Genomic DNA, 21,496 nt, shown 5'->3' with positions numbered 1-21,496 from the left:
ATTCACTATTATGAAAAGCATAAACTATTACTATTATATAAAAACGTCTCGACAATTAACTAGAGGTAGCCTATTAAAGCTACTAACCATTTTGCTTATGGGACTGGCATCTTGTACAGATTTTGTAGAGGTAGACCCACCAAAAAATATTCTGATTTCAGAAACCGTATTTAATGATCCAGCCACTGTAGAATCCGCTCTGGCCAATATCTATTTTAAAATTCGTGAACAGGGCATGGTTTCGGGAAGAAATGGATTGACAACCTTGATGGGTATTTACAGTGACGATTTGGATTATTTTGGTTTTGATGCCAGTTTTTTAGAACTATATCAGCATAATGTGGCAGGGTCAAACAACACCATTCAAGGCTGGTGGAATACGGCTTATAATATTATATATGCGACCAATGATATTATATCTGGCGTAGATAATTCTAGTACGTTAACTATAGAAGAAGGAGAACAATTCAAAGGACAGGCTTTATTTGTACGAGCTTATGTGCATAGTCTTCTCGTATCCCTATTCGGAGATATTCCATATATAACCACAACAGACTATTTAGTAAATGGAACTGCTAGTCGTCAGTCTATAGATGTTGTGTACAAGCATATTATTTCTGATTTGAATAATGCTTTGATGCTGTTAGAAAATACAGATGATACTGGTGAGCGCGTACTTCCAAATCAATTGGTTGCCAAAGCTTTGTTAGCTCGAGTCTATTTATACAAGGAAAATTGGGAAATGGCAGAAGATTTGTCATCTCAATTAATTGATACGTACAACTTAGAAGCAGATGTAAATGATGTCTTTCTTAAGGAATCTAGAGAAACACTTTGGCAGTTAAAACCTGGGGAGAGTCCAAGAAATACACAGGAGGCTAATGAGTTGATTATACAATTTATACCTGGGCAGAAATATGCTTTGACTAATACTTTAATAGCGGCCTTTGAATCAGGAGATTTGAGATTGGACCATTGGACTGGAAGTATTTCTAATACGGATGGTACAGTAACCTTGGCGTTTGCACACAAGTATAAATATACATTGACTGAAACAGAGTCCTTGGAATACTCAGTTATTTTTCGGTTAGCAGAGCAGTACTTGATACGCGCTGAAGCTAGAACACAACTTGGGAATATCTCAGGTGCTCAGCTTGATTTAAATGCTATTAGAAATCGAGCGGGGTTAGCTAATACGACAGCTAAGACCAAGACTGATTTACTGAACGCCATACTGAAGGAAAGACGTGTGGAATTGTTTGCAGAACAAGGTCATCGTTGGTTTGATCTCAAAAGAACTGGAACAGCCGGAAGTGTTTTAAGTGCTGTAAAACCGAATTGGCAAGCCACAAATGTGTTGCTCCCTATTCCTGAAACTGAGTTAGAGGCCAATCCTAAATTACTGCCTCAAAACCCTGGTTACTAATTGTAAATAAATGTCCACTGTTCTTTCAATTTACAAGAATAGTGGACATAAAATCATTAAATAAAATGAAAAAAGAATGAAGAATATTTTTTTGATTTGTTTTCTGTCCATACTTAATATAGGATTCCTAAATAGTTCTAGTATTTATAAAAATAAGAGGGCTATACCAAATGAAGCCTCAAAAGGTGAAGGGTTTTTAACTTCATTCACTAAAGGCGATCAACTTTATTTAAGCATACCTAAGTCGCATTTAGACAAGCCCATGATGTTTTCAAGGCACGATAGCGGCAATCAATATGAATTTATGCAAGTAGTTTGGTCTTTGTTTAAAGATAAAATTTTATTAAAAGCTTCACATATAGCATCTACTTCTGGTGCTATTATCCCTTTTAATAAAAACAATTTCCTTTGTGAAAACATACTAGCCGTATTCCCGAGGGAGAAGACACAGAGTAATTCAAAGCTAATTTGCATTAATATAACCCAATTTCTGTTACATCAGAATATTCCGTGGACCCCTGAATTCAATGAAAACCTTGTACCACAGTTGTCATATCTTATAGATACAAAAAATTTAAGTAATGAGGTTATTATAAGCACTCAAAGAGGTCTAGTTAAGAATCAATCTAGAATATCCATACCCGTATACTATAGCTTTTATGAATTACCAGTACCGATGAAATCAAGACGTTTTGATTATAGAATGGGGTTTTATGATGCACAAGAGAGTGCCATCAGTAGTCAAACGAAAAACAGTATGGCTAATATATCAAGATGGCGTTTGGAAAAAAGGGATAATGACAAAAAGACGAATAGACCTATCAAGCCGATAACATTTATACTGTCTCCGAAAATTCCAGAAAAGTGGAGGGAATATGTTAAGTATGGCATTGAAGAATGGCTTCCGGCATTTAAATCTGCTGGTTTTGAAGATGCCATTGTTGTTAAGGAAGTTGATAGTATGGAAGATTGGCAATTACATAGTTTAAACTACTCCATTGTAAGATGGGGAAACAATCTAAATACAGGATATAAAGAAACAGAGGGATCTACCGTTTCTAATGTTATTGATTTAAGATCTGGTGAGATTTTAAAATCAGATATTATCCTGGGGTCTTCATATGAATTTCTCGCAGATCAATATTTTATAAGATGTGCTCCTTTAGATAAACGGGCACAAAGATATCCGTTTCCTGATGACCTGATGGGTGAATTGATTCAGTCTCTTGTAGCTCATGAAGCAGGTCATACTTTCGGTATTATGGATAATAATTATGGTGAATATAGTTATCCAATTACAAAAATGAATGATAGGAGTTGGTTGGAAAAAATGGGACATACCCCAAGTATTATGACTTATGCCCGGCATAACAACATTGCCCAACCTGAGGATAACATTCCTGCGTCTTTACTTATTCAAAAACTGGGACCAACGGATCACTATTATATTAAATGGGGATATATGGAATTTCCAAATACATTTTCCAATAAGGAAGAAGAATTAGCATTGGAAGGTTTTATTAAACTTCAAGATTCTATTACTTGGTTTAGATATAACAATGATCAATTTGAAATTATTGGACCTGCTGCAACCAATGAGGTTGTAGAAAATGATAGCCCAATGAAAAGTACCAGATTGGCATTAAAAAACATTGAACGTGTTATAGACCTTCTACCTGAAGTCAATAGAGGTCAAAAAGACAATGCGAGATTAGAACGACTTTATGACAAAACGTTGAACTTATGGCATCATCAAATGAGACAGGTTGTTTCACTCATTGGTGGCTATGATATATACTACAAGTCTGTAAATGAATTAGGGAACATGTATACACCTATAGCTTTAAAACGTCAGGAAGAAGCACTGAATTATTTGATTTCAAATGCCTTTTCGCCTCCAAATTGGTTAACACATCCAGTTTTTATTTCAAAACTAAGTTACTCTACCTATCCAGACAAAATGCTGGAATATCAACAAGCTCTTTTGTTTGAACTATTAAGACCTCAAAGAATGAAAAGGTTTGAGCGCATGGAAAACCTAAAAGGTTATGAAAATATCTCTCGAATATTTATATCAAACTTACAATTTGGGTTGTTCAGGGAACTATATGAAAATTTGGATGTTGTAGATCCCAAAAGGCAGGAGATACAAAGTACCTATATAGATAAATTGATTCAGATTATTGAGCAAAAACGGGTGAATATGGATACCAATAAGAGGTTTTTTGATTACACAGACTATTCAAAAGGTATGGTATTGGAGCAATTAAGGGCTTTAGAAAAGCAAATTTTTAAGAGAGTAGCAGAAGACAAAGCGTCCGGTTCAATGGGACATTGGATGTTGTGCTTAAAAAAATTAAACTCAATTTTATGAGAAATTGTAAGACTATAAAAATTAGGTGTAGAGATCCATAATTAAATAGTCGTAAAAGTATGTTATCATGGAATCTCCTGATTCTGTGCTATCATTTTTAATTTTTTGAATTAGTTAAAGGTGTCCCAAAACGGGACACCTTTTGTAACAGACTTCCCCTTATTATGGTCTTTCCTTTAACGGAATAGTTAAGTCTTCATCAGCAAAAACCTGATAAGATCCTTCCATGCAGTTTACTGCACCCTGTGCTTGACAATCTGTTGAGATTTGTTGTACACCTAAAATAGGATGATTGTAATACCCAGTTTGAGAAGCATTACTTTCTTCCGTGGCAAATGCAAAGCTAACGGCCAGTAAAAGGGCGAAAGCTGGTAAAATGAATTTAAAAACTTTTGATTTCATAATGTTTTAATTAAAAATTTATGGCTTACTCTATTTACAGGTTTTCAGCCTTATCCCTGTCACTACGCAGTATTTTTATTTGTTAGTTGTTTTTTTTTGATTTTGAATTATTAAAATTCCTATTAAGGAAAATGCTATAAATACACCATTAAAAAAAATATGTTCTTTCCATCCCATAGCGGAAACTACGCCCCCGCAAGAACAAGGAATAGAATCACCAAACTTTAGAACGGATAGAATATAAATTGTAAAAACGGACATTAATGATAGGCTAGAGTATAAGGCTAGTATCGTATATTTTGGAAAAAGAAAGAGTGCTGCAATCAGAATTTCTAAAATAGGAATACCCCATGTAATCCAAACAGCGTGCGTTGAAATAAATGGAAATCGTTCCAAACGAAACTGGAATTGCTCAATGTTTATCAATTTGCTTACAGCCGTGTATACAAACAACACGATGTATAAAAAACGCACTGTTTTTAAATATAGTTGACAAGATTTTACCGAACGCATCATATCTTTTGTATTGATATGGTAAAGTTCTGAAGTAAAATTTAATTTTAAAGGATAACGTTTTGTCTATAAGGGATTTAATGTAAAACCTTAAAAATAGATTACATTATGAGTCCTGTTCGAGTGTTTTTTTTCGAAGCGCGCTTGGTGCATATCCATATTGCTTTTTAAACGTTCTAGAAAAGTGAGCGATGCTTTTAAATCCAATCATCTGAGCAATGGTTTTTAAAGATTGATTGGTGTATTGAATCATCATTTTAGATTTTCTTAATCGCTCTTGAATTAAAAATCGGTAAACAGAAATACCATAGAGTTCTTTAAATCCATACTTTAATTTGAATTCATTGGTGCCTATTTGCAAAGCGAAAGTTTTCAATGAAGGGAAATCTTTTTCTAAGTTGTTTATGATGATATCATGGGCGGTTCTAATTTTTCGAATATCTTCAAAACTCAATTTGATTTTTGGTTTTTTGTTAGCATCAGTATGATGAGTACTATCATTTTTCACGAGTGCTTCCTGAATGTGCCTTTTTAAATTTTGATCCAGTTGCTCATGACTTCTGGAATGATGTATGGCAGTAATTAGGGTTTGTCTATGTTCATTAGTTTTACCTAGAAACGTTGTAATATAGCATGTTTTAGGAATAATGAGGCTGCCTTGGGTTTTGAATTCAAGTTTAATATTGGTATCGTACAGTGTTTTTTGATTTAATTTATTCCAAACTTTTTGCCATTCGAGTTGAGAGGTTTCTGTTAGAAAGTTTTCGAAGGGGTGTTCAATAAGATCAACATGCAGTATGGAAAGGATATTACAAGACTGTTGGTTCGCTGTTTTTATAATGCCTTTGTGGTCAATGATAAAACTCATTTGAATAATTTCTACTAATGCATCGTTTGAATTGACATAACCGTCATGTAGCATAGCCTCTTGGATTTCCTCAGCGAGCATGTTTAGTGAAATACTGATGGCCTCAAGGTGGTCATTTTTTGCAGAGCGTTCCAAGCGATAAAAGAAATTACCTGTAGCCATTTCTAAAAGCATCTTGTTTATTTGCTGTACTCTATGTTTTTTGGTTGTACTCACTGTATCGGTATAAGGTCTTGCGAAATGTTTATTCAATATAAGTTTGCAAAAAGGCTAAGGCTTCGTCCATACGTTCAAAAGATTTGGTTGGTATGGTGGGGTTACTGGTTCTAATATAAAACTCAGACATCATTTCAGATACGGGCGGTTCGATAATAACTGCAACAGCCATTATAAGCGTAGATCCTTCTCGAGCTAAGTATGTTCTAGCAGATTTGTTAATTTCTTTAATACCTCTAATATCACAAAGAATGGGTAGGCGACGACCTTGATGCAAAGACAGGCGGTCTTTCACAATTTCAGCGGCGGCTTTTAAATCAATACAAGTCCCTTGATGATATACAATATGTAAAATATCATCATGAAATCTATACGATGTATAGTCATTTTCAAAATAATTTCTCATGATTCAGAAAACTGGTAATTCAATATAAACTTACAAAATAATCAATGAAAAAATTTTCTGTACGTCGAATAGTGCTATTAATATAGGTGTTTTGTTGATTAATAAGGATTATAAGTTTACTCTAAAGGATTATAGAGCTTACTTGTTTAACAATTTCTTACAAATGGTGCTAAATTTTATGATCTAAAAATAAAAACCATGGCAAAAATCAAGCACAACAATTTTTTACACACCGTAAATGAGGTGTTTACAGATGCAAAGCAACAAGGTATTATGCATCTCTATGCAGAGGGGGAAGACTTCTCTGGGCGTAACATTATTGTTAAAGGCAGAAACTTATTTCATTTTGGGACAACTGGGTATCTGGGTTTAGAACAGGATGACCGGTTAAAGGAATCAGCTATTGATGCGATTAGAAAATATGGCACGCAGTTCCCACTATCTAAATCTTATATTTCTAATCCACTATATCGTGACTTAGAAGCCCATATCACCGAGATGTATCAAAGTCCAATTATCATTACCAAGAACAGTACTTTAGGGCATATGGGTGTGATTCCAAATGCAGTGAGTGATCAAGACGCTATTATTCTTGATCATCAAGTGCATTGGAGCGTACAGAGTGCAGCTAAAGTTCTCAAGAACCGAAGTGTACCTATAGATATGATTAGACATAATGATTTGAATATGCTAGAGGATAAAATAAAACGTCTATCAGATAAGCATAAAAGAATCTGGTATATGGCTGATGGAATTTATTCCATGTATGGTGATTTTGCTCCATTAAAAGATTTGAAAGCTTTAAGTTTAAAATACCCGCAATTGCATTTATATATTGATGATGTACATGGTATGAGTTGGTCAGGAAAAAATGGAACAGGATATGCCTTAGGCGAACTTGGAGAAGTTTCTGAAAATGTTCTATTATTTGGAACTTTGAGTAAAACTTTTGGGGCTAGTGGAGCTGTATTGGTATGCTCGAATAAAAAAATGTATCATGAAATAAAAACCTTTGGAGGCCCCTTGACATTTTCAGCGCAGCTAGAACCTGCTTCCGTGGCAGCAGCCACGGCTTCAGCAAAGATTCATTTATCGAATGAAATATATGAATTACAAAATGACCTAAGGAGCCGCATTGAGTATTTTAACAGTCTTTTACAAGAAACAGATTTGCCACTGATAGATCAGAATCATTCTCCAGTTTTCTTTATAGGTACGGGCATGCCTAAAACAGGTTATAATTTTGTGAGTCGATTAATGAAAGAAGGGTTTTATGTGAATCTAGGTATATTTCCTGCAGTGCCAGTGAAGAATACAGGGGTGCGATTAACCATTTCTAGGCATAACGAAAAATCAGAGATTAAAAGTTTGGTAGAGGCTATGGTTTATCATTATCCAAAGGCCTTGGAAGAAACCCATACCACATTAAATCGCGTATGTCACGCTTTTAAATTGCCTGTTAAAATCAAAGCGCCAGAAGATGATACGCAACAATTCGAATGCCGAGTGCAACTAGAAGATTCAATACTAAAAATAAGCAAAACACTTTGGGATACCTATGTTGGAAAACAAGGCGTTTTTGATTGGGAAGGACTTAAGTTTTTAGAAGAAGTCTTTAGTGATAATCATGCTAAAGAACACAATTGGAGTTTTAAATATCTTATCATTTATGATGAGAAGGAAACCCCAGTATTAGCTACATTTTTTACCATGAGCTTGTGGAAAGATGATATGTTAGCCAAGGTAAGTGCTTCTAAAACAATAGAAGATATTCGGAAAACGGATCCATATTATTTAACCTCAAAGGTGTTAAGTATAGGGTCACTGTTTACAGAGGGAGCGCATTTGTATATCAATGAAAACCACCCTTTAAAGGAACAAGCCTTAAATACGCTTATGGCAAGATTGGAGTTTATGGAACAAACCAATTCTGCTGAAATGGTTGTACTTCGAGATTTTGATAATATCCCTTCATTACACGATTATTTTCAAGGTCAAGGATTTATAAGGGTGCAAATGCCTAATTCTTGTTATATTAATCTAGAACCTGAGGAATCTATGCTGGCGTATATCTCCAAGTTATCTTCAAGAAACAGAAGGCATTTAAGAAAGGAAATTTTGGAGATTGAGCCATTACTGAATATTAATATTTTAAAAACTTTAAATACTAATCAACTCAATCAAATTGAAACGCTCTATAAAAATGTGCATCAAAACAACCTGGGGCTAAACACATTTTTATTTCCAGAAAAACTTTTTAAGTGCATGTCAGCACATTCAAATTGGGAGTTTATTTCCATAAACTTAAAAGATAAGCCTAATCAGATGATAGGAGTTATGCTGTGTTATAAAAACAAAAATAACACCTATGTGCCTGCTTTTGTAGGTATGGATTATGATTTTCTTTCAGAGTATCATACCTACCGACAGTTGCTATATCAAACCATAAAAAGGGCGATTGATTTAGATTTTAATCTGATTGATTTAGGAATGACAGCAGCTTTTGAAAAAAGAAAATTGGGAGCAATTGTAGAAGAAAAGTATGCCTATATACAATCTTCAGATAATTATACATTGGAATTGATGGGTACATTAGAATAACTATATAAGGCAGGGGATTTTATATAGATGGAGTATCAAGAGTTAGTAGTTGAGTTTGAAACAAAGTTAGATGCTTTGGAATTTCGAAATGAAGATGTTTTGTTTACAGCAGAAACAGGAATTGCGCATACCGAGAAGTGTATAAAACAATTACGTAAAAGAGTGCTGAGATATGGATTTAGTTCTATTCAGGAAGAAATTCATTTTTTTAAACATGTAAAACCTCAAATACTCAGCAAGCTTATTTATTATGTGAAGCTATATCATATTGAAAGCAAACGACCAAGAAGCAGTGCTAAGTTTCAGGTGAAATATTTAAACGCTCAAATTAACAAATTGCAAAATTATTTTAATGATAATTTAGAATTTTATCATTATCATCGCAGAGGTGCAACCACATTAGATGAGCAGTATTTTATCAGAGGTCAGTCGGACTTAAGATCGCCAACAGAGTCTTTCCATTTTTTTATTGATGAAGAGTTCTCGACATGTCAAGATTGCGCAGTAGCGACCATAATGGCTTTTGATATGCTTATTGTGTATTTACAACAAGAAATTGAAAAATTAGAAAATAATACGGATTATGCTAAAGAATCTCTCATGAAGCAATCATCTAAACTTTTCTGGACAGGAAGCAAAACAGAATTAATAGAGTTAATCTATGCGCTACATGATAGTGGTGCAATAAATAGTGGTACCGCTGATATTAAAGAAATGGCATCTCTTTTTGAACGTATTTTTAATATCGAACTAGGGAATTACTATCATACATTTATTGAAATAAGAGCAAGGAAATATAGTAAAACTAAATTTTTGGATAGGCTCATTGTTGGACTTAACAAACGTTTTGACGAGGCGGATGCCTAACCCCAAGTTGCTCCCAAGGTGGGGACTTTAACAAGAAGGACTGAACCCATATATTTCACTAGAGATTAACCTTAAATAACTATTAGATTATGAGAATTAAAGTCGAATTTGTCTGTAGTTTAGAATAATAAAAATGTCCCACCTATGGATTAACTATGGATTATAGATCAAGATATTTTTTCAGATTTGTTGAACGAAAGTCAAATCGAAACAAAGTCGTCATTAAAAAATGAAACTATGGCGGCTTTGTTTTAAAAAGTATTTAAAGTATGGCAGCAGCAATCATTACTACCGAAGATCTTATGGAATTCAAATTTGAATTACTAGAAGACATCAAGCAACTACTACAAAACCAAAACGGTCAACCTACAAAAAAATGGCTAAAGTCCCCAGAAGTCAGAAACCTTTTGGGCATCTCTCCAGGTACATTACAAAACCTTCGTATAAATGGTACATTGCCTTATACCAAAATAGGAGGGGTGTTATACTACGACTATCAAGAAATTATGCAGGTTTTAGAGCAAAACAGAATTCATAATAAATTCTGAAGCTTGTTTTGCAAGAGATTAATTATATCAAGCACCTCAATGGGGTTTTTGAGCAATTTTCTAAAGATAGCAGATTGAATCCAACCCACATCAGTTTGTATGTAGCCTTGTTTCAAATCTGGAACCACAATTTCTTTAAAGATGAATTCTATATCAACCGAGAAGAAGTGATGGGCTTTTCCAAGATTGGTTCTAAATCTACCTATCACCGATGCATTAAGGAATTGAGTCATTGGAACTATTTGCTATACACACCATCGCACAATCCATTTAAGGGAAGCCGAATCAAGATGTTCAATTTTGGGACAAGTACCGAACAAGCTCTGTACCCAAGCCGTACCAAAAACGAGACAAGTATTGGACAAGCATTGGTACCTATAAACAAACATATACAAACTATAGAAAACAGTAAAAACTTAAACAAACACGAAATTTTAGAAAATTCAAATTCAAAAAATGAAGAAAACCATCTAATAAGTGTCCCATATCAAGACAACCTAAAGACTAGTTCTAATAAAAATTATGATGAACCTTTATGAGCCATCCTAAACCACATATCATTATTGAAGGAGCTGTGCAGTATTCTATGGGTACAATGCAGGGCAATCAGATTATGTATGATTTTGATAAAATGTTGGTCTATCTGGAAGCTAAAGGAAAATTGTTGTTTGGCAAGAAATTTAAAATTTACAAGGAAGACCGAGATATCCTTTACAAATTATGCTTGTACTTCATCCAAGATAGAATTGCCTGCAAAGAGTTCGGGATTGATATTGATAAAGGTATATTGCTTTCTGGCCCCGTGGGCTGCGGTAAAACTTCTTTGATTCGTTTGTTGAAACATCTCGTACCGCACCGAAAACCCTACGAAGTTGTACCCACTCGAAACATTGTCTTCGGATTTAATCATATCGGTTATAAGACCATTGAAGATTACGGAAACACCCAATTTTTCTGCTTTGATGATTTAGGGGTTGAACCTATGGGCAGACACTACGGTAAAGACTGCAATGTGATGGGGGAAATATTGCTATCTCGTCACGACCTATTTCTAGAAAAGAAGATTAAAACTCATGCTACTACCAATTTGAATGCTACGGAACTGGAAGAACTTTACGGCATTCGTGTCCGTAGTCGCATGCGACAGCTTTTTAATTTGGTGGCTTTTGATAGGGGGAGTAGGGATAAGCGCGTATAATCTTATGAGTTTTATATCAAATTGTGGGAAAACGTAAGAAATTATGTTAAAATTTCAGTATTTTTATTTTCGATTACAGATAGAAGAATATTTGAGAGAGCTAATGAGTATTCATTGGCTTTTTTGTTTTTAAAGACTTAAGAATGTACATATCAAAACTAGAAATTGAAAATTATAGAAATTTTAAAGAGTTTTCAATTAATTTAAAACCACTTACTCAAATCATTGGAGAAAACAATATTGGAAAGTCCAATTTACTTGATTCTTTAGGTCTGATTTTCAGCCAAGAAGTGTCATTTTTCAAGAGACGTACTTTAGAAATTTCAGATTTTAATTATAATACTATTGCTGCCCTTAAAAAGGCTATTATTGATGCAAGTATACCAGCTGATAAAATCTTATATCCAGTAATTAAAATTAAGGCAACCTTAACTGATTTTGATGAAAAACAGGAAGCGGTTATTACAGAATGGACAAGTAATGACGAGTTTACTGAGGCAACCTTAACATATTCTTTCGCCCCTATATCTTCTTTTAATCCAGTTGAAGAGATAGAACAGCAAAGAAAATTTTTAAAAGATTATGAAGAAGAGATAGGTTCTAAGGCTTATTTGAAAATTCCAGAAAGCGAGATACTCAATCTCTTAAATTTCCCAATTTCTAAATATCATTACCGTATATACGGAGGAAACCAAAATGAAACCTTAGCAAACACATATCACCTCAATCAATTAAAATTTGAACTTTTAGATGCACTTAGAGATGCTAAAGCAGAATTATCTGCTAGCCGTAATAGTGGATTACTTTTTAGAGTGCTCAATGCTAATGAAGAAACAGATTATCAAGATTTAAAAAAGCAGCTAGTTGGATTACAAAAAGCGATTGAAGATAATAAGGCAATAGCTGGAATTAAAACAAGAATTTCAGAACAGTTGGATAAAATATCATTGAGTACTGAGAACTCTAATAATATAGTAGACCTTATTTTTGCACTGCCTAATGTTGATGATTTACTACGGAAGTTAAGCCTTATCTACAACGATAGTCCTATCAAAATAGAAAGAAATGGAACAGGTAGAAATAACCTTTTATTTATTTCTTTAATGCTTTCTTTCATAGAAGACCCTAAACGCCTTCAATCTACTTATTTTAGGATTGTTGGTCTTGAAGAGCCTGAAGCACATTTACACGCCAACCTTCAAAATCATCTTGCCCAAAACCTAGAAACTCTTATTAAAAATGATGATGGGAAATATAGAAAAGATATTCAACTAATTATTACATCACATTCAAATCATATTACGACTAAAATTGATTTTGAAAACACGGTAGTATTACATTATAAAAAGAACAAAGTAGAACCTCACTATATGCTTGAAGGATATGGTAATACTGCTGAGGAGAAAAAACAAATCAGTTATCTTAAAAAGTACTTAGATTCTGAAAACGTAAATCTATTTTACTCAAGAAAGTTAGCTTTAGTAGAAGGTATTTCAGAAAAATTACTGTTTCCGGTATTTTATAAAATTCATACTAAAGAGACTATCGAGCAATCCTCTTGTGCGGTCATAAATGTTAATGGACTAGCATTCAAAAATTTTCTTGGGATTATTAAAAATGGGTTCCACACTAAATGTTTAGTATTAACAGATAGAGATACAGGAACAGCGAGTGAAAATCGAGGAGAAGCATTAAAAGAAGCTTATAAAGGAGTACCAGAAATAGAAATTAAAATTACAACTTTGTCAACTTTTGAAAAAGATTTGATAGCCGTAAATAGTACTGGAAATGGCAAGAGTATTTTATGTTCTGTTATAAAAATAGTTAGACCAGTTGCAGGAAAAGCATTGATTGAAGAAATAGGTGAAAACCCTATAGATATTGAATCCTTTTTTGCGTTAATAGAAGGGTGTAAAAGTGAATTTGCACTTCAACTTGCATTACATCTTAACAATAATAGTACAGGTTTTACAATACCAGAATATATAACAAATGGTATAGATACTATTCACCCACCGAAATAAATAGTAGATGCCAGCAGTTAATCCAACTTTAGTAATAGCAGGACCAGGTGCAGGGAAAACTCATGGAATGGTAGATGAGATAATAAAGGCTCTTCCTTATCTTGAGAATCACCGTTATATGATAGTTATTACATATACCAATTCAGCTACTCAAAATATAAAAAGAAGACTTTCTAAAAGGATATCCATTCCCCCAAACTTGTTTATTGGTACAACTCATTCTTTTTTAAACAAGTTTGTAGTTATACCATATTCTAGCATAAATAATCAGGATGTAAAAAGAGAAAAACTATTTATACAATGTGGTACAGATAACGTTTTGGAAAGACTATTTAAAAGCCAAACAAAACCGGACGATTTTAAAATTGTAAATGCTATAAGAGGTAGAATGAAACGTGCACTTCTTAAAGATGGATACATAACTTATGACCAAACTCTTGTACTTGCTGAGGAATGTTTCGCAAATAAACGGATAAAAGAAATTATTAGTAATCGAATTCAATACCTTTTTGTTGATGAATTTCAAGACACTAATAATAAAATATTTGGAGTGATTGAACATATACGAAAGCAGAAAAAAACTATTATATATTGTGTTGGTGACCCTGAACAATATATTCAAAGTTTTGATTCTTCAATTAAAGATTTTAATAATCTTCCAATTTTAAAAGCTTCTAGAAACTCTAAATATATAACCACTCTTAACAAATCAAATCGTAGGTCTGCACAACCTATTGTGAACTTTTTAAATCATTTTAGCAAGAGGCGGTATGACTCTGAAACATTTGAACAACAAAGGATTAATACTATCATTGGGGAAAGTGTGAAATTTATTAGTAAACCTGCTGATATAACAACAATGTTACCTGCTTTTTTCGAAATCTGTGAAAGGCATAATATCCCTCATAAAGAAAGAGGAATTATTGCTAAAGAAAATTATGTGATAAAAAAGGCTATTGCTGCCTTGAAAGGAAATGTTTTATCTCCAGATAGGTCAATAAACATTTCGCCAATTAATGAGATTAGAGATACCCTATTATCTGTATTAGATATGAGTCAATCAAAGTATTGCGAAACATATAAAGAGACTTCTTTTGATTTACGCGTGAAAAGCGTACAAATTATACGAGCTATTAGAAAAGGTCAAATTAATAATGAAAATACTTTTATAAAATTTGTTGCTGAAACTCTAAATCTACAAGTGAAGAATCGTATTCCTTTTAAAATAGATAATTTAAGGATGAGTATTGACGCACAACGAAGCACAGATGCGGTAATGGTATCAAACATACATAGGTTTAAAGGCTTGGAAGTTGATGCTGTATTAGCTGTTGCTAAAACGGAAAAGGAACTCAACTTATGGCTAGAGACTGATACAAAAATTCGGGATACGCATAAAGATAAGGCTACAAGTGATTATCCTAGATTAGGTTATGTAGCTTTTAGTCGTGCCAGAAAGATTTTATGTATTGCCTGTCTTGAATCTATTACTCCTACTACTAATGAAAAATTGGAAAATTTAGGTGTTGATATAATTTAGGACTATGATGAAAAAACGAAAACTAAGAACGTCAATACCTCAATTAAGTAAAGTCAAAGCTGAATTACAGAAAGAAATAGGCTCAGTTTGTCCTTTTTGTGAAAATAACGATGTTGGCCATTTTCAAATCCATCATATTGATGAAGACCCTTCCAATAATGAACAGAATAATTTACTTTTTTTATGTCCTACATGCCATTCTAAAATCACCAAAGATGATATTTCAAAGAAGGATGTAATTGATAAAAAATTAAATCTCCGTAATAGAAATTCTAAAGTGCAGTTTATTTCAGTTTCGGTTGATGAAGAAAACTGCAGCTGGAGACCTATTGAAAATGTTCAAAACTCTTTTGAAGCAGTAAAATTAAAATCGTTGTTTCCTATATTTAATTTTAGTTTAATTAACAATTCAGATAAAACTTTGTTGCTAACTGGTATTAAACTAAAAACAAGAAGGTTACCAATTGGATTGGCAGGTCCAAATGTTCCGTTGCCAAATATTTTAAGACCATCAATAACCTATAAAATAAAGATGACTTTAGATGGAAAAACTATAGAAACAATATTAAAAGATGAGCTTGAAGTACCATCGACAAGAGCATTTAAATTCCAAATTGAATTATACGATGATTCAATGGAAACCTTTAAGCCTCCTTTTAATAAGTATGCCCTTTTCTTTGAATTTGGGTTTAATAATGATTTCTATACTGAAATACCTATGATTCTTCTAAATAGTAGCGAATACTATGAAGAATTGAAGTATTATAGTTTAGCTTAAAAGTCAGGTAATTAAGTCCATCGCCTCATTTAAGGTACTTCTCAAATGATTGTGCTTTAACATATCATCAAAAATGTCAAGGGACTTTTTTATGAACTTTCTATTATCTTCCAAGTCCATATTTAGTTTAGAATATATTGCCAAAATCAATTGAACAGGCTCTTTATCATAATATCCTTTTCTTTGTATGTTGGGAGTTTTATGATAGTTTAGGTTTTGAATCAAATGAAGACATTTTACTGGATGCTCATTGACACAGGTTAAAAGTAATTGCAGAAAACAGCTAGGTTGAGCCATACATAATTTACTCTTTGAATACTTCAATAAAAACTCATAAGATTCTTCGAAGTTATGTTTTTTGAATTTTCTTAAAATGATTCCTGAATAGGCTGTCGCAAAATCCTCATTATTTTTATTTAAAAATTCAAGCAAGATTTTAAATGCTCGTTTTGAGGTTGTCTCATTTTCATTATAAAGATTTGCTTCAGCAATATTCAATGCACATAGTTTTGCCTCACTACTTGATTTTATAAACTTTTTATAAAGTCTTTTATCAGACATTTTTTCATTTAGCCAACTCAAAACTATAACGTGTCCATCCTTATGTAATTCTTTATTCTGAATAATTTTTTCAAAATAGGGATACATTTCTTTATGAAATTTAACATTGAAATATTGAGATGTTCTAAAAGAGTTTTTTAATAATTCAATATCATCAGTTTCAGTTAGCAGTTCAAAAATTTTAAAACTTCTTGCTAAATCTAAATGGTTCAGATAACCTAACTCTTGTAAAACTGCAACTCTTACGGATGTTTGAAGGTCAAAAGCCGCCTTTTCCGCAATCTGAAAAATAGTTTCCTCAAATTGTTTTTGTTCATAGCATTGCATTATTCTATGAATAGCAGAACCTCTAACACTATTTAAGCTATCTGATGAAGCATCATTTATTGGTTTTTCAGGGTGGGGATGATTTAATGCATTTGTGCTTAAAAAGGCTAAAATTTCATCATCAACTAATTTGTTATCTATCAGGTAATCACATTGACGAATGGCATATAAAGTATTTACTAGGTCTAAATTTAATTTGATAAATTTCTTGTATATTTTTTTAACTTTTTCCGGTTCACATTTCGCTTGAATTAATCCATCAACCCCTGATGATATATAGTCATTAGAAATATTCTCATTTTCAAATAAACTTAGGATAAAGTCATAGAACTTATTAGGGTTACTTCTCACACTATCTACAAATGCTCTAGAATGTTCGAGTTTTCCTCCTTTCGGACCACGCTCTCCACGATAATCATCATTAAACTTTGACATACTATTTTGCCAATTTTCTAAATCCATTTCTTTGTAAGCTTTTTGGGATAGGGGTGCACCTACTCCATAACTTCTACTAGAAGAAACGTTTAAGGCTTTATTACTATCCACATCACCAAACTTTCTATAATATTCTTGATAGGCTTTTTTTAAAGTAGGAATTTGCCATATTTCAACTTTTGAAAGTTGCTTAATGAACAAAAACTTTTTTTCACTAATACCGTAGAAGTTTACTTTTTCTCGTCCTTCATCATTTTCGTACTTATAATATTTGAAATCGTAAGGACTATTTACAGAAAGAAGTATTTCCGTTACTTTTTCTTTTTGCTCTGAGGAAAAGTGGGAAAAATACTGGCCAATTACCTGCCTGAAATACAATTGAAATTTATCGTCATAACCGTTAAATCCATTTTTAGCACATACAATACCAATAAACTCATATACACTATCAATATATCTGACTTTTTCATTTTTAAAAGTCAGAAGAATTAAGCGTATAATATCAATAGAGTTTGAATTTTTGTGCTCATCAAAAAATTGTAATATGTAATTACTATTTTGAAATTCTGATTTTAGATGCTTTACAAGTAAGTCTTCAATTACAATATGGACATCTTCTTTAGAACTGAAACCATCAATAAACTTGGAACATTTATAAAGTGGACTTTTAATTTCCTCCAGAAGCGATTCATCTTTGTTTTCATCTATTACTGTCTTATAGATGTCTAAAATAAAACTGAAACCCACTTCAGGGCTTTTGGCAATTATAGCCTTTAATAATTCTTCTTGTTCATGAAGAAATTTGTTACTATGCCAGGAATCTCCAGAGCTAAAAGCGTCAATTAAAATAGGCTTTAACAAATTAATTACGTACAACTCATGATGTTCAAATATTTTTTTTAAAATTTCATAATACCAAAAGTTATCTCTGCCCTTGGTCTTTTCGTTAAACGTTATATATTTTTCGAAAAATGGAAGTAATTTTTCATGCTCCCATTCGTTAAGCCCCGAAAGAACCCTTTCATTAAAATTTGGTTTATCGTCAAAATCTTCTAATTCATCTAAATATTTCATTATTGAGAGAGGGACAACATTAATATTATTCCTAAAGAATCGCCAAACCAGATTTCTTTGATAGTCAACTATATTTACAGGGTCAAACTTTTCTAAAAAATCAATGCGAACTACTGACTGTTTTTTATAAATTTTATGAATCTTATTAGCCAACGTTTCTTGATTAAAAAGAAACTTATTCAATGCTTTTTGATGTATTAAATATTCAACCCATCCTTGAGAAACAATAGAATGGACAAATACGTCTTCAAAGAGATAATTTTTCGATATGTATCTATGAAATATTTCCTTTTCTTGATTTGACGGATTTGTTACAATACCAAGATTACTTATTACTAAGGACTTTATATGAAAACGGTACTTAGAAGATTTAAGAATAGAATTTATACTTAAAACATACCTGCCATGGTCATATTCACGTAAGTATTCAAAAACCATCTTTATTATAGACCTAACCTCTAAGTTCTGTTCATTCTCATTGAGATAGTTGAATATATCATTCCCTTTCTCTACAAATTGTCTTGAAAAGGTGTAATCATAAAAAGTTTGATGAAAGAATTGAATCTCAGATTCTTCTTTGATAATTAATTGATTACTGAGCAGATATTGAATCTCCGAATAATATCTATCAGAAAACTTATCATTGACAACTATCTGCTGTCTATCATACATCTCAATAGCGATACTATAAAGTAATTCACTTAATTTTAAGTCCACCATTGGTATTATGAGACTTTTCCATAAAGCATCATATAAATCCTTTAAGGATGATAAAGTATCAAGATTAATTTTATTCTTATTAGGAAGCTTACAAAACACTTCCAATTGGTTCGGGGTTCTTAAAAGTTCTAAAACTTTTTTTTGCGAGCAATTTACCCCAAAGTTTTGAAGCGTATTTATAACTTCCTTTTCCTCTAATAGAGAAGTTTTTATATTATGGTATTCATTTGATTTGTAAATACTTAGTTCTGCATCATATTTTAGGTCAAAGCTTCTAGATGAAATAATAATTCTGATATTCTTTTCCCCAAGCAATTCACTAACTATTCTATTATAAGTCTGAATATATTCTCTATTTGATGATAGTGTTTGAGACAAAGCATCTAACTGGTCAATAATGATGACAAGTTCCCGTTTGTATGTGTTTAACGCTCCTATAATTTTTGAAAAAGTAATATTATCATCTACAAATATTTTGTTTTCGAGTTCCCTTGGGGAATTGGCATAATACTTATCTGCTTTTATACCAAATACTGCAAAATTTTGACTTTTTAGTTCTTCATATACATCTTTCAAGATTACGGACTTCCCCATCCCTTTATCGCCTTCCAAGATGAGAAGGTTCTTCTTACCATCTTTTAAATCAGTAACTACCCATTCAATTATTTTCTTTGTCTCTTTTCTATCAATATGGCTGGATTGTTTTTTATCAAAGTAATTCTTTACTCTTGATAAAAAGAAAGATGCTTTATCAAAAGAGCGCTCTATTTGATTAAAATCTATTGATGTAATTACGCTGGTATAAACCTCTTCTCCACAAAACGCTTTGCACCATTCAGTACCAAAAAAATCATATACAATTTTCGGATGTGTTTTTAAGATTCTATTTATTGAAGAATAATCCCATTTATCAACCTGTTTTCCCTTTTTTAGATACCTTTTTTTTAATTCTTCATATCGCTTTTGTACATGTACATCACTAAAACTAGCAGAAGTACAAATGAAGAATTTTTCAGTTTTATTGAACCATTCACCTTCTTCAAAATCAGATAAAATTTTATTTAAATCTGAGGTAGAAATTGATTCGTATTTTTTGCATTGAAACGTATAGTATTTCCCATTTTTTCTTAGTCCGTAAATATCTATACCTGACTGTTTTTGTCCCTTTCTTCCGAATATTTCGCAATCAGAAATGTTAAAACCTTCAACATATTCAACCATTCTTAACGAAAGCTTTTCAAAGTCTTCCCAGAGCATTCCATTTATAGGCAATAGCATTTTATTACCATCAATAGGTAAATCATATTTTGAAGAAGGAAGACTTTTTAAATATTCAAGATTCATACTAATACTATCTATTTTATAATGGCTAATACTGTTTTACTTTTTTCTTTATTTCTTTTAGGATGTCATCAACATTTTTTTCATTTTTTATTTCCTCATAAATCTTTTCCGCATACCATAAAGTCGAAAGAGTCATAAAATCAATTTCTAAGGCTTTTGATAATTTTTTCAATTGCTCTTTCGTTGGTCTTCTATCATTATTCTCAATTTTGCTTATTAGAGCTGTATCGACATCTATTTTAGATGCGACCTCTCTTAGCAATAGTCCTTTCCTTTCACGTCTTGATTTTAGCAATTCAGATAGCTCTTCCATTTGTCAAAATATTTCTTGTCAAAATTTGTCTAATTTAAAAATAAAAAATTACTAATCATATTCTTGCACTTTTCTATCGAATAAATTATTTCTTGAAATATATTTATAAGTAATCTCTCTCAAACATTTGACAATCCAAAAAAAACTATTTCACAATTCAGCATTTATGTAGCCCATAATCCCCATCAAGACCGCCAGCGCTGTAGCTTTAATATTTCTAGCTTTCAAAAAATAATCAGCTTCATCAGTATTGGTTATAAACCCCATCTCCACAAGTACAGCGGAACAAGACGAAATGGTTTCCCGTAGTACCTGAAAGTTAGCAAACTTCACACCTCGTTTTTCAAAACCAAGTTTTTGGGTACTTTCATTCAGAATAGAACCCCCAAGTGCAATAGACTTTTTATTTCTTGAATGATGCACATAAACTTCTAGACCTCTAGAATTGTTTTGAGAGGCATTACAATGTAACGACACAAATACATCTGCTTTTAAACTCTTGGCTAATCGGCTTCTATCGGATAGTGAAATAAGTGTATCGGTATATCTAGTCAAATAGATATCCAATTCGTTCTCAAAAAGGGATTTGTTCAGTTTCAAAATGGCTTTGGCAACCTTCAAAACCATATCCTTTTCATAAATACCATTTACACCAATGGCACCTGAATCAATTCCACCATGCCCAGGGTCGATGACCACAACTTTTTTCTGACCAAAAACGAAACACATTTTCAGCAGTAAAATCATAAAACTGACGTTTTTGAGCATTGTGCGATTCAAAAGTTTTGGAGTTATCAACATAGGCGTTTCAATTTTTCATACGATTTGATGTCAATTCATATCATTGAAAATCAATTAGATATAAATGATATTTTATTCACAAAATGCTGATATTCAGTATTTTGATACTCAATATAGTGTATTTTTCAAATAACGAAATCCAACAAATTTTAAATCAATT

Annotated in this window: 17 protein-coding genes; 10 read left to right on the top strand and 7 right to left on the bottom strand. The window is 32.3% G+C overall.

All coding sequences use genetic code 11. The features are described 5' to 3' along the window. The first annotated feature begins 10 nt into the window (after window positions 1–10). Window positions 11–1,426 (top strand): RagB/SusD family nutrient uptake outer membrane protein, encoded by a 1,416-nt coding sequence (locus Q0857_RS12735; RefSeq protein ID WP_298535864.1) that lies wholly within the window; start codon window positions 11–13, stop codon window positions 1,424–1,426. Window positions 1,427–1,502: 76 nt separating this feature from the next. Further along, the gene (locus tag Q0857_RS12730) at window positions 1,503–3,800 is read left to right on the top strand and encodes a zinc-dependent metalloprotease (protein WP_298535861.1); all 2,298 of its coding nucleotides are present in this window, start codon (window positions 1,503–1,505) and stop codon (window positions 3,798–3,800) included. Window positions 3,801–3,962: 162 nt separating this feature from the next. Here Q0857_RS12730 and Q0857_RS12725 read toward each other — a convergent pair whose 3' ends face one another. The 4 genes from Q0857_RS12725 to Q0857_RS12710 all read right to left on the bottom strand — a co-directional run bounded on the left by Q0857_RS12725 (window position 3,963) and on the right by Q0857_RS12710 (window position 6,205). Then, window positions 3,963–4,202: a DUF6520 family protein gene (locus Q0857_RS12725; protein ID WP_298535860.1), complete on the bottom strand. Its 240-nt coding sequence runs from the start codon at window positions 4,200–4,202 to the stop codon at window positions 3,963–3,965. 75 nt (window positions 4,203–4,277) lie between these two features. Next, window positions 4,278–4,718 carry a MauE/DoxX family redox-associated membrane protein gene (locus Q0857_RS12720; protein ID WP_298535858.1) on the bottom strand — a complete coding sequence of 147 codons (441 nt, stop codon included), beginning with the start codon at window positions 4,716–4,718 and terminating at the stop codon, window positions 4,278–4,280. A gap of 103 nt (window positions 4,719–4,821) precedes the next feature. Further along, window positions 4,822–5,835, bottom strand: coding sequence for an AraC family transcriptional regulator (locus tag Q0857_RS12715; protein ID WP_298535856.1), 1,014 nt, complete (start codon window positions 5,833–5,835; stop codon window positions 4,822–4,824). Beyond that, window positions 5,828–6,205: a hypothetical protein gene (locus Q0857_RS12710; protein ID WP_298535854.1), complete on the bottom strand. Its 378-nt coding sequence runs from the start codon at window positions 6,203–6,205 to the stop codon at window positions 5,828–5,830. The genes Q0857_RS12715 and Q0857_RS12710 overlap by 8 nt, the downstream gene beginning before the upstream one ends. 198 nt (window positions 6,206–6,403) lie before the next feature. On the opposite strand from Q0857_RS12710, the gene Q0857_RS12705 reads away from it, so the two are divergent. The 8 genes from Q0857_RS12705 to Q0857_RS12670 all read left to right on the top strand — a co-directional run bounded on the left by Q0857_RS12705 (window position 6,404) and on the right by Q0857_RS12670 (window position 15,761). Beyond that, window positions 6,404–8,806 carry an aminotransferase class I/II-fold pyridoxal phosphate-dependent enzyme gene (locus tag Q0857_RS12705; RefSeq protein ID WP_298535852.1) on the top strand — a complete coding sequence of 801 codons (2,403 nt, stop codon included), beginning with the start codon at window positions 6,404–6,406 and terminating at the stop codon, window positions 8,804–8,806. Window positions 8,807–8,833: 27 nt separating this feature from the next. Then, a complete protein-coding gene (locus Q0857_RS12700; RefSeq protein WP_298535850.1) occupies window positions 8,834–9,673 on the top strand; it encodes an RteC domain-containing protein in 840 nt (279 codons plus the stop codon). A 269-nt stretch (window positions 9,674–9,942) separates the two neighbouring features. Continuing rightward, complete coding sequence (locus Q0857_RS12695; protein ID WP_298535848.1) at window positions 9,943–10,221, top strand: helix-turn-helix domain-containing protein; 279 nt, start codon at window positions 9,943–9,945, stop codon at window positions 10,219–10,221. 8 nt (window positions 10,222–10,229) lie between these two features. Then, a complete protein-coding gene (locus Q0857_RS12690) occupies window positions 10,230–10,760 on the top strand; it encodes a hypothetical protein (RefSeq protein WP_298535846.1) in 531 nt (176 codons plus the stop codon). Then, a complete protein-coding gene (locus tag Q0857_RS12685; RefSeq protein WP_298535844.1) occupies window positions 10,757–11,419 on the top strand; it encodes an ATPase in 663 nt (220 codons plus the stop codon). Before Q0857_RS12690 ends, Q0857_RS12685 begins: the two co-directional genes overlap by 4 nt. A 143-nt stretch (window positions 11,420–11,562) precedes the next feature. Further along, window positions 11,563–13,443 (top strand): AAA family ATPase, encoded by a 1,881-nt coding sequence (locus Q0857_RS12680; protein ID WP_298535842.1) that lies wholly within the window; start codon window positions 11,563–11,565, stop codon window positions 13,441–13,443. Between the two features lie 7 nt (window positions 13,444–13,450). After that, on the top strand, window positions 13,451–14,983 hold the full coding sequence (locus Q0857_RS12675; RefSeq protein WP_298535840.1) for a UvrD-helicase domain-containing protein: 1,533 nt from the start codon (window positions 13,451–13,453) through the stop codon (window positions 14,981–14,983). A gap of 4 nt (window positions 14,984–14,987) precedes the next feature. Continuing rightward, entirely contained in the window at window positions 14,988–15,761 is a 774-nt protein-coding gene (locus Q0857_RS12670) for an HNH endonuclease (protein ID WP_298535838.1), read from the top strand. A gap of 3 nt (window positions 15,762–15,764) precedes the next feature. On the opposite strand, the gene Q0857_RS12665 is transcribed toward Q0857_RS12670, so the two are convergent. The 3 genes from Q0857_RS12665 to Q0857_RS12655 all read right to left on the bottom strand — a co-directional run bounded on the left by Q0857_RS12665 (window position 15,765) and on the right by Q0857_RS12655 (window position 21,282). Beyond that, the gene (locus tag Q0857_RS12665) at window positions 15,765–20,222 is read right to left on the bottom strand and encodes an NACHT domain-containing NTPase (RefSeq protein ID WP_298535836.1); all 4,458 of its coding nucleotides are present in this window, start codon (window positions 20,220–20,222) and stop codon (window positions 15,765–15,767) included. A gap of 25 nt (window positions 20,223–20,247) precedes the next feature. Beyond that, window positions 20,248–20,535 (bottom strand): helix-turn-helix transcriptional regulator, encoded by a 288-nt coding sequence (locus Q0857_RS12660; protein ID WP_298535834.1) that lies wholly within the window; start codon window positions 20,533–20,535, stop codon window positions 20,248–20,250. Window positions 20,536–20,685: 150 nt separating this feature from the next. Then, a complete protein-coding gene (locus Q0857_RS12655) occupies window positions 20,686–21,282 on the bottom strand; it encodes an N-acetylmuramoyl-L-alanine amidase (protein ID WP_298535832.1) in 597 nt (198 codons plus the stop codon). Window positions 21,283–21,496: the final 214 nt, after the last annotated feature.

It is taken from the genome of uncultured Algibacter sp. (assembly GCF_947495925.1).
GTDB lineage: Bacteria > Bacteroidota > Bacteroidia > Flavobacteriales > Flavobacteriaceae > Algibacter_E.
This window is presented reverse-complemented; position numbering and strand designations above follow the sequence as displayed.

Excerpts from the sequence above, each read along its gene's own strand:
- Q0857_RS12655 (WP_298535832.1), bottom strand. The coding sequence starts at position 21,282 with ATGATTTTACTGCTGAAAATGTGTTTCGTTTTTGGTCAGAAAAAAGTT.
- Q0857_RS12695 (WP_298535848.1), top strand. The coding sequence starts at position 9,943 with ATGGCAGCAGCAATCATTACTACCGAAGATCTTATGGAATTCAAATTT.
- Q0857_RS12700 (WP_298535850.1), top strand. The coding sequence starts at position 8,834 with ATGGAGTATCAAGAGTTAGTAGTTGAGTTTGAAACAAAGTTAGATGCT.
- Q0857_RS12730 (WP_298535861.1), top strand. The coding sequence starts at position 1,503 with ATGAAGAATATTTTTTTGATTTGTTTTCTGTCCATACTTAATATAGGA.
- Q0857_RS12725 (WP_298535860.1), bottom strand. The coding sequence starts at position 4,202 with ATGAAATCAAAAGTTTTTAAATTCATTTTACCAGCTTTCGCCCTTTTA.
- Q0857_RS12710 (WP_298535854.1), bottom strand. The coding sequence starts at position 6,205 with ATGAGAAATTATTTTGAAAATGACTATACATCGTATAGATTTCATGAT.
- Q0857_RS12660 (WP_298535834.1), bottom strand. The coding sequence starts at position 20,535 with ATGGAAGAGCTATCTGAATTGCTAAAATCAAGACGTGAAAGGAAAGGA.
- Q0857_RS12735 (WP_298535864.1), top strand. The coding sequence starts at position 11 with ATGAAAAGCATAAACTATTACTATTATATAAAAACGTCTCGACAATTA.
- Q0857_RS12685 (WP_298535844.1), top strand. The coding sequence starts at position 10,757 with ATGAGCCATCCTAAACCACATATCATTATTGAAGGAGCTGTGCAGTAT.
- Q0857_RS12720 (WP_298535858.1), bottom strand. The coding sequence starts at position 4,718 with ATGATGCGTTCGGTAAAATCTTGTCAACTATATTTAAAAACAGTGCGT.
- Q0857_RS12675 (WP_298535840.1), top strand. The coding sequence starts at position 13,451 with ATGCCAGCAGTTAATCCAACTTTAGTAATAGCAGGACCAGGTGCAGGG.
- Q0857_RS12670 (WP_298535838.1), top strand. The coding sequence starts at position 14,988 with ATGATGAAAAAACGAAAACTAAGAACGTCAATACCTCAATTAAGTAAA.
- Q0857_RS12705 (WP_298535852.1), top strand. The coding sequence starts at position 6,404 with ATGGCAAAAATCAAGCACAACAATTTTTTACACACCGTAAATGAGGTG.
- Q0857_RS12665 (WP_298535836.1), bottom strand. The coding sequence starts at position 20,222 with ATGAATCTTGAATATTTAAAAAGTCTTCCTTCTTCAAAATATGATTTA.
- Q0857_RS12680 (WP_298535842.1), top strand. The coding sequence starts at position 11,563 with ATGTACATATCAAAACTAGAAATTGAAAATTATAGAAATTTTAAAGAG.